The sequence below is a fragment of the Mesorhizobium sp. PL10 genome (assembly GCF_053714315.1).
The window spans coordinates 85,823-96,975 of sequence record NZ_JBSKBR010000019.1 but is presented as its reverse complement, the minus strand read 5'-3'; the positions used below and the strand labels follow the sequence as shown (position 1 = coordinate 96,975).

13 protein-coding genes and 2 pseudogenes are annotated in these 11,153 nt (G+C 63.4%); 8 read left to right on the top strand and 7 right to left on the bottom strand.

Going from position 1 to position 11,153, the window contains the following annotated elements; all coding sequences use genetic code 11:
• Positions 1–149 (top strand): KUP/HAK/KT family potassium transporter (locus ACWGTO_RS25765; protein WP_454577612.1); only part of this gene is annotated, 149 nt, incomplete at its 5' end.
• 56 nt (positions 150–205) lie between these two features.
• Here ACWGTO_RS25765 and ACWGTO_RS25760 read toward each other — a convergent pair.
• Positions 206–1,096, bottom strand: a pseudogene (locus ACWGTO_RS25760) (SDR family oxidoreductase).
• Positions 1,097–1,232: 136 nt separating this feature from the next.
• On the opposite strand from ACWGTO_RS25760, the gene ACWGTO_RS25755 reads away from it, so the two are divergent.
• Positions 1,233–1,643 carry a winged helix-turn-helix transcriptional regulator gene (locus ACWGTO_RS25755; protein WP_454577607.1) on the top strand — a complete coding sequence of 137 codons (411 nt, stop codon included), beginning with the start codon at positions 1,233–1,235 and terminating at the stop codon, positions 1,641–1,643.
• Between the two features lie 47 nt (positions 1,644–1,690).
• On the top strand, positions 1,691–3,031 hold the full coding sequence (locus ACWGTO_RS25750; protein ID WP_454577606.1) for an FAD-dependent oxidoreductase: 1,341 nt from the start codon (positions 1,691–1,693) through the stop codon (positions 3,029–3,031).
• Here ACWGTO_RS25750 and ACWGTO_RS25745 read toward each other — a convergent pair.
• Positions 2,925–3,641 (bottom strand): annotated as a pseudogene (locus ACWGTO_RS25745) (glutathione S-transferase family protein); the annotation flags it as partial. The gene ACWGTO_RS25750 and the pseudogene ACWGTO_RS25745 overlap by 107 nt on opposite strands.
• 1 nt (position 3,642) lies before the next feature.
• Positions 3,643–3,948 (bottom strand): Rieske (2Fe-2S) protein, encoded by a 306-nt coding sequence (locus ACWGTO_RS25740; RefSeq protein WP_454577605.1) that lies wholly within the window; start codon positions 3,946–3,948, stop codon positions 3,643–3,645.
• 96 nt (positions 3,949–4,044) lie between these two features.
• On the opposite strand from ACWGTO_RS25740, the gene ACWGTO_RS25735 reads away from it, so the two are divergent.
• Positions 4,045–4,503 carry a MarR family winged helix-turn-helix transcriptional regulator gene (locus tag ACWGTO_RS25735; RefSeq protein ID WP_454577604.1) on the top strand — a complete coding sequence of 153 codons (459 nt, stop codon included), beginning with the start codon at positions 4,045–4,047 and terminating at the stop codon, positions 4,501–4,503.
• 39 nt (positions 4,504–4,542) lie between these two features.
• Here ACWGTO_RS25735 and ACWGTO_RS25730 read toward each other — a convergent pair whose 3' ends face one another.
• Entirely contained in the window at positions 4,543–4,974 is a 432-nt protein-coding gene (locus tag ACWGTO_RS25730) for a DUF1772 domain-containing protein (RefSeq protein WP_454577611.1), read from the bottom strand.
• Between the two features lie 141 nt (positions 4,975–5,115).
• Here ACWGTO_RS25730 and ACWGTO_RS25725 point away from each other — a divergent pair, with 141 nt between their 5' ends.
• Positions 5,116–5,781 (top strand): TetR/AcrR family transcriptional regulator, encoded by a 666-nt coding sequence (locus tag ACWGTO_RS25725; RefSeq protein ID WP_454577610.1) that lies wholly within the window; start codon positions 5,116–5,118, stop codon positions 5,779–5,781.
• 26 nt (positions 5,782–5,807) lie between these two features.
• Positions 5,808–6,827: a ketol-acid reductoisomerase gene (gene ilvC, locus ACWGTO_RS25720; RefSeq protein ID WP_454577603.1), complete on the top strand. Its 1,020-nt coding sequence runs from the start codon at positions 5,808–5,810 to the stop codon at positions 6,825–6,827.
• Positions 6,828–6,946: 119 nt separating this feature from the next.
• Here ilvC and ACWGTO_RS25715 read toward each other — a convergent pair whose 3' ends face one another.
• Positions 6,947–7,231: a PilZ domain-containing protein gene (locus ACWGTO_RS25715; RefSeq protein WP_454577602.1), complete on the bottom strand. Its 285-nt coding sequence runs from the start codon at positions 7,229–7,231 to the stop codon at positions 6,947–6,949.
• Between the two features lie 170 nt (positions 7,232–7,401).
• On the bottom strand, positions 7,402–7,965 hold the full coding sequence (locus ACWGTO_RS25710; protein WP_454577601.1) for a BA14K family protein: 564 nt from the start codon (positions 7,963–7,965) through the stop codon (positions 7,402–7,404).
• A 167-nt stretch (positions 7,966–8,132) separates the two neighbouring features.
• Here ACWGTO_RS25710 and ACWGTO_RS25705 point away from each other — a divergent pair, with 167 nt between their 5' ends.
• Both ACWGTO_RS25705 and ACWGTO_RS25700 read left to right on the top strand, forming a co-directional pair.
• On the top strand, positions 8,133–9,245 hold the full coding sequence (locus ACWGTO_RS25705) for an endonuclease/exonuclease/phosphatase family protein (RefSeq protein ID WP_454577600.1): 1,113 nt from the start codon (positions 8,133–8,135) through the stop codon (positions 9,243–9,245).
• Between the two features lie 2 nt (positions 9,246–9,247).
• A complete protein-coding gene (locus ACWGTO_RS25700) occupies positions 9,248–9,973 on the top strand; it encodes a hypothetical protein (protein WP_454577599.1) in 726 nt (241 codons plus the stop codon).
• Here the strand turns inward: ACWGTO_RS25700 and ACWGTO_RS25695 are convergent, their stop codons facing one another.
• Positions 9,974–11,074 carry a 1-aminocyclopropane-1-carboxylate deaminase gene (locus tag ACWGTO_RS25695; RefSeq protein ID WP_454577598.1) on the bottom strand — a complete coding sequence of 367 codons (1,101 nt, stop codon included), beginning with the start codon at positions 11,072–11,074 and terminating at the stop codon, positions 9,974–9,976. It lies immediately after the preceding gene.
• Positions 11,075–11,153: the final 79 nt, after the last annotated feature.

The following is an 11,153-nucleotide window of genomic DNA, read 5'->3' as shown; positions in this document are numbered from 1 at the left end:
GCTCGCTCAAGGCATCACCCAATTCCGGCATGCCGGTGTGGCAGGACAAGCTGTTCATCGGGCTGGCTCGCACCGCTGCCGATGCGACGGAATATTTCCAGATCCCGACCGGGCGCGTGGTTGAAATTGGCACGCAGGTGGCGATCTGACACAAAAGGCCGTGCCCGAAGGCACGGCCTTTGACGTTTTGCGCTACGGCGTAGTTCTACCCAGCCAGTGCAGCCTTGTTCGTCTCCAGAAACTGCTTCAGCGGCACCGATTTGCGGCCGGAGAGTTTTTCGACGGCGTCCGTCACCATTTCGAGGTGACCGGCACGGGCGGCGGCGTCGAAGGATACCAGAACCTTGGCGAGGGGTTCGGGCAGGCCGGCCGACTTCATTCCCTCGGTCAAAGCTTCGTCGGAAAGCTGGATAATCTGGATCGGCTTGCTGGTGACTTCGGTGACGAACGCCGCGACCTAGGCAGCGGTGTGTGCCTTGGGGCCGGTCAGCGTGTAGGTGGTGCTTTCGCCTGTATCCGAAGCAAGTCCCGCAGCGATTGCCGCCGCGAAGTCGTCGCGTGAGCCATAGGAAATGGCGCCGTTGCCGGCGGATGTATACCACTGCCCCGATGCGAGGATCTGCGGCATCGCCATGAACAGGTTCTCGTCATACCAGCCGTTGCGGAAGATGGTGTAAGGGATGCCGCTCGCCTTGATCGCTTGCTCCGTGTCGTAGTGGTCGGGCGCGAAGACCACCGGGGAGCCCGGCTCCGGGTTGGGCATCGAGGTGTAGAGGAGGTGGCCGACGCCTGCCTGCCTGGCTGCGGCGACGGCTGCCAGCTGCTGTTCGCGCCGCTTCCCCCGAACCTCGACCTGGTTGGTCGAGATGATCAGCGCCCGGTCGGCGCCGGCGAAGGCCTTGGCAAGCGAGGCCTGATCGTCGAAGTCGGCCGCCCGGACGGTGACGCCGCGCGCCGCGAGATCGGCAAGGTTGTCAGGCGTGCGGGTGGTGGCGATGATCCGGTTCGCGGGAACCTTTTGCGTGTCCAGCAGGCGGTTGATGACGCTGCGGCCGAGCTGGCCGGAAGCGCCGGTGACGAGAAGGGTTGCGGTCATGGGGGATCCTGACGGTTGCGCCGGAATGGCGGGTGCTTTGGTAGTCTCAAAAAGAGACCAGCACTAAAATAGGAATTGACCCCATGCCGTAAAGAAGGCAGTTTTCCGGGAGGTAGGCACACGCAGGGAACCAGCGATGGACGGCAAGATCGTCAATCTGAAATCGAAGATCGAGATCTACAGAGCCATGACGGGCGGCGCCAATTTCTCCGATTGCCCGGTTCGTGGCGTCATCAAGGGCATCAACGGTAAATGGAGCCCATTGCTGGCGATGGCGCTGGCGGAGAAGCCGTATCGCTTCGGTGAATTGCGGCGGCTCGTGCCCGATATTTCTCAGCGTATGCTCACCCAGACACTGCTTGAGCTGCAGCGCGACGGCTATGTGCATCGCGAAGTTTTCCCGACCAAGCCGCCGAGCGTCGAATACAGCCTGACCGACCTCGGACGCTCGATGTTCGGCGCCTTGCATCAATTGATCCTGTGGGCCGAACTAAACCACGACGCGGTGCGCGAGGCGCGTGCCGGTTTTGATGCCGCCCAAGGCTGAACAGCCGAAGGGCCGCCGCGACTTGATTTCATCCGGTCGCTGAAGGATTGTCCCGGCCAGATCGGCTTGGGGGCACTGGCATTTCCTACGATATCGCAATTGCAGGCGCCGGCCCGGCGGGGCTGGCCACGGCGCTCTATCTCAAACGCGTCGGGCATAACGTCACCATCTTCGAACGCTTCAAAGAGCCGAAGCCGGTGGGCTCCGGCCTGATCCTGCAACCGACAGGGCTGAGCGTGCTCGCCGACCTCGGCCTGCTCGACGACATCTTGGCGCTGGGCAGCCGCATCGTGCGTTTGCACGGCGCCGATGCCACCACCGGCCGCACCGTGCTCGCTGTGCGTTACGATGCGCAGCCCGGCGGGCGCTTCGGGCTGGCGGTGCACCGGGCGGCGCTGTTCAATGTTTTGTTCCGCGCCGCGCAGCGCCAAGGCATCGCCATCGAAACCGGCGTCGAGATCGAGACGATGGGCGTGGGCGAGCGGGCGAACCTGGTCTTCGATACCGGGCGAGGGGCAGGGCCGTTCGACCTTGTCGTCGACGCCAGCGGGTCGCGCTCGAAGCTGCGCCGGTGCCTGAACGATCCGGCCGAGCCGCGGCCTCTTACCTACGGCGCGTTCTGGGCCTCGCTCGGCTGGCGCGACGGCTTCGACGAGAATGCGCTGCTGCAGCGCTACGACAAGGCCAGCGTGATGATCGGCGTGCTGCCGATCGGCCGGCCGCAGCCAGGCGCCGAGAAGATGGCGGCGTTCTTCTGGAGCCTGAAGCCGGCGGATGTCGAACAGGTCCGCGCGGCAGGGCTCGACGCCTGGAAGGCGAGGCTGGTCTCGCTATGGCCGGCGTGTGAGGCGTTCACCAACCAGATCGACAGTTTCGACCAGTTGTCGCTGGCCCGCTATGGCCACCACACGATGAAGCTGCCGGCGGGACGGCGCCTGGCGGTGATCGGCGACGCCGCGCATTCGACCAGCCCGCAGCTTGGCCAAGGGGCCAACATCGCGCTGCTCGATGCGGCAGCACTCAGCCATGCGCTGGCACAAGCGAGCAGCGTCGAGGCAGCGCTGGAAGCCTATGCCAAAGCGCGCCGTTGGCATGTCCGGATCTTCCAGTTGCTGTCGCTGGCCCTGACGCCGTTCTACCAGTCGGACGGAACGATGCTGCCCTTCTTCCGCGACAGGCTGGTGGCGACCATCGCGAAAGTCCCGCCCGTGCCAAGCGTGCTTGCCTCGATGGTGGCCGGAACGCTGATCGATCCGTTCAGGCGGATCGGGCTAGAGGAGGCGCACTGGCCAGATCATCCGGCGGGATCAGGGTCGACAGAAACGCCTTTTTCGAGCGCAGGAATTGACGCAGGCGCTGCGGATAGTCAGGCGCCACGGCGTCCCTGATCGAGGCGCGTTCGCTCAGCCTCTTGCGCCAGGCCTGGACCAGCGGCTTGCCGTCGAGAATGCCGAAATCGCCGATCTCATCGAAAGTGTCGAGATAGCGGAAGACCGGGCCGTAGACGGCGTCGACGAGACAGAAGCGCTCGCCGGCGAACCATGGCCCTGTCTGGTTGGCCAGTTCGTTCTCCATGCGGTCGAACATGGCCGACAGTGCGCTGGCTTCGGCAAGAAAACCCGCCTCTGTCGACGCCGAGTAGAACCGGCCTATGGTATTCAGCGTCGCCGAACCGAATTCGATACAGGCGCGATGGCGGGCGCGGGCGTAGGGATCGGCCGGGTGGAGCGGATTGGACTGCGTTTCCTCCAAAAATTCGAGGATAACGGCGGATTCGAAGATCACCGTCTCGGCGCCATTCGCCTGCACAATGAGCAAAGGCACCTTGCCCAGCGGCGAGACCGCCTTGAACCAGTCGGGCTTGTCGGCGAGGTCGATGGTGACGCGGTCGAACGGCACACCTTTTTCAGCCAGCGAGATCGCGGCGCGCTGGACATAGGGGCACAGATGATGGCTGACGAGAATGAGCTTGCCAGTCATTTCATTCTTCTCAGGCATGTCACTCACCCCAGACATAGTTCAACCCGCCGTCCTCGACGCGCGTCGACAGGAACATCAGGCGGGATGATTTTGGCGCCGGACCTTCGAGCCGCTCGCCTGATGCCATGTCGAAGGCGGCGCCGTGCCATTGGCAGACCAGCCTGCCGTCCTTGCAGTCGAGCGGCCCGCCGAAATGCAGACAGACATTGGCGGCGGCGCGGATGCGATCACCGCTGCGCCAGACATGGACCTCGCGGCCGAAGAACGGTGCGATCAGGCTGCCCGTCTGCGGGACGTCGGCGACTTTGCAGATTTCGTGTCTCATGGTTTTTCTCGGATTGATGCGATTGCATGTATATAGATGCAGGTGCATTGACTGTCAAGCTTGATGCAGTTGCATCTATCGTCTAAGATGCGGGGCATGATCGAGAAAGCCACGCCTTCACCCGAAGCCATCAAGGCCTGGGCGCGCCTGATGCGCGTTTCGCGCCAGCTCGTCGAACAGGCAGAACAGGCTTTGAAGGATAGTGGTTTGCCGCCGCTCGACTGGTACGACGTGCTGCATGAGCTGGCCGAGGCGGGCGAGGGCGGGCTGCGACCGTTCCAGCTGACCGAGCGGACCCTGTTTGCGCAGTACAACATCTCGCGCCTGCTGGCGCGGCTCGAGGCTGACGGACTGATCGAAAAGCTGAAGGTCGCCGATGATGGTCGCGGCCAGACCATCCGTATTTCTGCCAAGGGCCGCGAGACGCGCCGGCTGATGTGGTCGGTCTACGGACGCTCGATCACCGAGTTGGTCGGCGACAAGCTCTCCGGGGACGAGCTGAGCATGCTGTCGGCCTTGCTCGGCCGACTGCGCCACCCGCCGGTTAAGGACTGAGAGGACCGCGCTGCGAGCCTGACGACATTCGGCCGGCTATCAGGCCGAATGGCTGCCCCAGAGATAGGCCAGCGTCGACAGCACGCCCAATCCGGCGCGCACCAGGTGCATAGTGCCCCATTTGACGATCAGGGCTCTGGCTTGCGGATTGTCGGCGCTCGCGTCTATCGCTTCCAGCAGCTTGTTGGTCGGCATCATCACCATCAGCGTCCACGGCCAGGGCAGGATGATCAGAATCGCGCCAACGAGAAAGGCGAAACCGCCAGTCTGCCACCAGGCGATCAGGCCGAGAACGCAGGCGACAACGGCGATCGACGCCTGCATCGCCGCGCCGCGCTTGTAGGAAGGCTGCCATTCCCTGAGCAGCGCCTTGTCGTCGAGGCCAAGCCGCGCCGGCTGTTCGGCGACGCTGACATAGATAGCGGCGCCGGCAAATGCGGCGGTGACCGTCAAGGCGAGCAATCCGACCAGCATGTTCTTTCCCGAAATGAACCGTCCGAGCAGAAATAGGGCTTGCAAGGGCAAGAGCAATACGGCATAGAACGCCGAACCGTAACGTACGGTACGGCTTGGCCATTGCTGGCTAGGCCCTGACGCCGAGGAACGACTGTGTTGCAGGCAAGCGCCGACATTGACACCAGCGCGACGCTGACGGAGCGGCAGAAGGCCGTTCTGGACGCGGCCTTGCGCCTGCTGGTCGAGGAGGGCGATAATCTGACCATGACGGCGGTTGCGCGCCGCGCAAGCTGCTCCAAGGAAACGCTCTACAAATGGTTCGGCGACCGCGACGGGCTGTTGACGGCGACGGTTCAGTGGCAGGCCTCGAAAGTGCGCGTGGTGCCGGTCGACGGTGAAAAACTCGATCTTGCCTCGCTGACGGCAAGCCTCGAAGGTTTCGCCTCGGACTGGCTGAAGGTGATTTCGAGCGACACGTCGATCGCGCTGAACCGCGTCGCAGTCGGCCATGCCGGGCCAACCAAGCGTAAAGAGGGCAAGGACGATCTCGGCGCCATCGTGCTGGAGAATGGCCGCTTTGCGCTGGCCAGACGGCTGAAGCCGGTGCTGCTTGCCGGCAGGCAGGCAGGGCTGCTTGATTTCGCGGATGCCGAAACGGCGTTCCGCAGCTTTTTCGGGCTGGTCGCCCGCGACGTGCAGATCCGTCTCCTGCTCGGCGACCGGCTGGAATTGACTGAAGCGGCAATCGGCGGCGACGCCGTCCGGGCAACGCAACAGTTTCTCGCTCTTTTCGGAGCAAAAACCGGGCCGAAAGGCCTCTGATTCATAAAACGGGAAGGAAGACCAAAATGCGTGTCTATTACGATCGTGATGCCGATCTCAACCTGATCAAGGGCAAGAAGGTCGCCATCATCGGCTATGGCAGCCAGGGCCGCGCGCATGCGCTCAACCTCAAGGATTCCGGCGCCAAGGAAATCGCCATCGGTCTCAAGGCCGGCTCGCCGACCGCCAAGAAGGTCGAGGCCGACGGGCTCAAGGTGATGAGCGTGGCGGACGCCGCCAAATGGGCCGACCTGATGATGATGGCGACGCCCGACGAATTGCAGGCCGATATCTACAAGAACGAGATCGCGCCGAACATCCGCGATGGCGCCGCGATCGCCTTCGCGCACGGCCTCAACGTGCATTTCGGCCTGATCGAGCCGAAGTCGACGGTCGACGTCGTCATGATCGCGCCGAAGGGCCCCGGCCACACGGTGCGCGGCGAATACCAGAAGGGCGGCGGCGTGCCTTGCCTGGTCGCCGTCAACCAGGACGCTTCGGGCAATGCGCTCGATCTCGCTCTGTCCTACGCCTGCGGCGTCGGCGGCGGTCGTTCAGGCATCATCGAGACCAATTTCCGCGAGGAATGCGAGACCGATCTGTTCGGCGAGCAGGTCGTGCTGTGCGGCGGTCTGGTCGAGCTGATCCGTGCCGGTTTCGAGACGCTGGTGGAAGCCGGCTACGCGCCCGAAATGGCTTATTTCGAGTGCCTGCACGAGGTCAAGCTGATCGTCGATCTGATCTATGAAGGCGGCATCGCCAACATGAACTACTCGATCTCGAACACCGCCGAATGGGGCGAATACGTCTCGGGTCCGCGGATCATCACCGCCGAGACCAAGGCCGAGATGAAGCGCGTGCTGAAGGACATCCAGACCGGCAAGTTCACTTCGGAATGGATGCAGGAGTACCGCGCCGGCATGTCGCGCTTCAAGGGCATCCGCCGCAACAATGACAGCCACCAGATCGAGGAAGTCGGCGCCAAGCTGCGCGCCATGATGCCGTGGATCTCGAAGAACAAGCTGGTCGACAAGGCCAAGAACTGATCTGCGATTTCATCGTTGAACAGGAAAAGCCGGCGGAGCGACCCGCCGGTTTTTTCATGCCTGTTATCGATCAAGGCTTGTTATCGATCAGGGCCTGTTATCGATCAGGGTAAGAACGCTCAGCCATAGTGCCAGTGCGGCTTTGGTTCGGTGCCGATGAACTCGACGCCGATGCGGTCTTCTCTGCGCCAGCGCACGATGGACTTGTAGCCGATGCCGTCGACCGGCACGTACAGCAGGAATTCGTCCGGCACGCGCGCGTCGATCGGCACCTTCAGCTCGGCGCCGCCGGCATGCATGTTGCGCACCGTGCATGTGACCTCGGAATTGTTGAGGCCGGTCAGGATCGTCGCGCCTTTCAGCACGCGCTGCCGGTATTTGTTTCTCAATTCGTTGTCGGCCATGACGGCACGTCCTTCGCTGCCGGATTGGGCGCGATCGTCAGATGGGGGCACCGTATCATGGATAGACCGAGCCGATAAACAGACGGTTAGCGGCAAGAGATCCAACGCTCTCGCCCAAAAACGGAACGGCGCCGCGATGGGCGGCGCCGTCATGCATTGTCGCTTACAGCTCAGCTATAGGGCGACCAGCATTGCTGGCGCGGGCCATTATACGGCTGGAACGTGTTGTCCCAGGACCGGTAAGACCGGTAGCGGTCGTAGCACCACTGAACATGGGCGCTGGAAAGACGCTGCGTACGATAATAGCGCCGGGGCGCCGGCTGCACGTAGTAGCCGTTGTTGTAATAGCCGTTGTTATAGATGCTGCCGAGGCCGAGGCCGAGACCCAGGCCGAGAACCGCGGCGGCGCCGGTATCAAAATCGCGGCTGTGACGATGGCGATGATGGCGCCAGCGCCAGTTGTCGTCGCCATTCCAGTTGTCGTTGTTCCAGTTGCCCGACCGGGCATAGCGACGGCCGTCGTGGCGACGCCACTGCCAATCGTTGAAGGACCGGCGGTCATTGCCGCCCGCCCATTCGTCGCGAACCGGCGTGATCGTCGGGGCTGCGGTGCTTGACGGAATCGACAGGACTGGCTGCAGGATCGGGCCGGCGGCGGACGGCGCCGTGAGACCCGAGACGAGACCGAGCGCTATCAGCCCGGATTTGACCGTGGAAGAAAAGAGCGAGTTCATTGCACTCTCCAAGCGATACAGGCCCCACGCCCAGAATACCCCAGGGAAGAGGCCTATTGATGGAACTTTCCATCTGAACGGAGGATGAACAGAAAGGTTCCATCAACCGTGGCGAGCAAGGGCGAGACCCTTGTTTTCGACACCGCTTGCAGGCAAAGGTCACGGCCATGTCGCTGCGCCTCGCCACCTTCAATGTCGAAAACCTGATGAACAGGTTCGATTTCTCCGGCTACCGCAACCAGCTCAACGAAGACCGCACGCTGGCGCTTTTCGACATCCAGAGCGAGGCCGAATACAGGATGCTGGAGCAGGCGCGTGCGATCGCGCAGTCCGACGATACGCGCCAGCTGACGGCGCTGGCCATAGCCGCCACGCGCGCGGACATCATCTGTATGCAGGAGGTCGACAATATCGAGGCGCTGAAGGCCTTCGAATACGGCTATCTCTTCAAGATGGTGGGCGAGGGCTACCGGCAGAAATACACCACCGCCGGCAATGATTCGCGCGGCATCGACGTTGCCGTGATGATGCGCAACGAGACGGCGCAGGGGCAGCCGATCGAGTTCGTGCGCATGACCAGCCATGCCTATGTCACCTTCGAGCAGTTCGGCCTGTTCACGCCGGAGCTGGAGGCACTCGGAAACCAGGCCAATGAGCGGATATTCCGGCGCGACTGCCTGGAGATCGACCTCAAGGTCGGCGGCGTGCCGCTGACGCTCTATCTCGTGCATTTCAAATCGATGGGCTCGCCGCGCAACGGGCTCGACGGGCGCGAAGCGACGATGCCGATGCGCGTCGCCGAGGCGCAGGCCGTACGACACATCATCGAGGAGCGCTTCAGCAAGGATCACGCGGCCGACAAGCGCTGGGCGATCTGCGGCGACATGAACGACTACCGGCAACGGGTGAAGATCGAGGGCGACGCCGTCGACGGCTACCGCTTCCAGGTGATCGACGAGAGCCAGTCCTGCATCAACGTGCTGACCGCTGGCGGCTTTTGCGAGAACGTCGTCGAGCGTCGGCCGGAGATGGACCGCTGGAGCTTCTATCACACGCGCGGGCCGAAGGAGCGGCATCTGTGCCAGCTCGACTACATCCTGTTGTCGAAGGGGTTGGCGGCAAAGAATGCCACAGCGGTTCCCGACATCATCCGCAACGGGCAGCCCTGGCGCACCATCTTTCCGGCTGGCCAGGCGGTGGAGCGTTTTCCGCGCGCCGGCTGGGACCGGCCGAAAGCCTCGGACCATTGTCCGGTGGCGATCACGCTGGACATGGCCTGAACGTGAGCTTCGACCTGCCGCGCAACGTCATCCTGCCGGTCGACGAAATCGACGTGCGGCTCGACCCTGGCCCGCATGCGTTCGAGCGCGACAATCAGGTGGCGATCGAGGAGAATTGGCGCCGGGAAATCGCTGCCAAGCCGGCACTGTTCGACGGCACCGTGGTGCTGCTCTCGGCGCTCGCCTGGGGCGACAACCGTCTCGTCGGGCGCTGTCACGCGGTGAAGTACTCGACCTTCATGCTGTGGCGACAGAACCGGCAGGGGACTGGCGCGGAGCATGCCTATGGCCACGCCATGCTGGTCGCCGGCGACAATGCGCTGGTGGCGATCCGCATGGGGCCGCACACGGTCATGGCTGGTCGTGTCTATTTCGCCGCCGGCTCGTTCGAGCCAATCGATTTTCGCGACGGCCGCGTCGATGTCGATTTCAACATGATCCGCGAAGTGCGCGAGGAGACCGGGCTTGACCTGACGACAGCTGCGCGCGGCAGGCGCTACCACGCGCTGTCGACTTCGACCGGCACGGTTCTCTTCCGCCGCTACCACGTCGATGAGCCGGCCAGTGAGATTGCGCGGCGCATCAGCGCCTTCGTCGCCACCGAGGCCGATCCGGAGATCGAAGGACCGGTGATCATCCGCCATGCCGCGGACCTGCCGGAGGGGCTGGCGCCGCATATGAAGCCCCTGGTCGAGTGGCATTTTGCCCGCAGCGGTGAGGACCCGTGATCAGGGGAAGAGCGGCGGCAGTGTCTCCGGCGCTGTGCTTTCCCGTTCAGAGCTTGCTGCCGGTAGCGGCCGGGTCCGGGCGCCATCGTCCTTGTAGTAATAGCTGTAGCCGTTGATCGCCGGCGCGCCGCCGAGGTGTGCGTAGAGAATTCTCGACCCCTCGGGGAAGAAACCTTTGCGGGTCAGGTCGATCAGTCCCTGCATGGACTTTCCCTCATAGACCGGATCGGTGATCATCGCCTCGGTGCGGGCCGCCAGCCGGATCGCGTCGTTGGTCTCATCCGAGGGGACGCCATAGGCCGGATAGGCATAGTCGGGATTGATGACGATCTCGTCGTCGCGCACGGTGCGGCCGAGCCCGACAAGGGCGGCGGTGTCGTCGACGATGCGGCGCACCTGGGCGCGGGTCTGGTCGAGCGTGCCGGAGGCGTCAATGCCGATCACCCGGTCGGCGCGGTCTTGCGCGGCGAAGCCGACGATCATGCCGGCCTGCGTCGACCCGGTCACCACGCAGACAATGATGTAGTCGAAGGTGAAGCCGAGCTCGGCTTCCTGGCTCGCCACCTCCTCAGCGAAGCCGACATAGCCCAGCCCGCCGAACTTGTGCACCGAGGCGCCGGCCGGGATCGGGTAGGGCTTGCCGCCGGCGTCCTTCACCGACTGGATAGCGTCCTCCCAGCTCTTGCGGATGCCGATGTCGAAACCGTCATCGACCAGGCGGCTGTCCGCGCCCATCAGCCGCGTCATCAGAATGTTTCCGACCCGGTCGTAAACCGAGTCGTAGTGGGGCACCCATTTCTCCTGGATCACCACGCACTTCATGCCGATCTTGGCGGCGGTCGCAGCGACCATGCGCGTATGGTTCGACTGGACGCCGCCGATCGACACCAGCGTGTCGGCGCCGGAGGCAATGGCGTCCGGGACGATATATTCGAGCTTGCGCAATTTGTTGCCGCCCATGGCGAGACCGGAATTGCAGTCGTCGCGCTTGGCGTAGACCTGCACCTTTCCGCCCAGCGCCGCGCTCAGCCGCGGCAGATGCTCGATCGGCGTCGTGCCGAAGGTCAGAGGGTAACGTTCGAATTTTGCGAGGAGTGACATCGATCTGTCTCCGCCGTGATCGTTTTCGATCGGCGGAAGATAGGCGCAATTGTGCGAAAGGTGCTTTCGAACTTGCGCC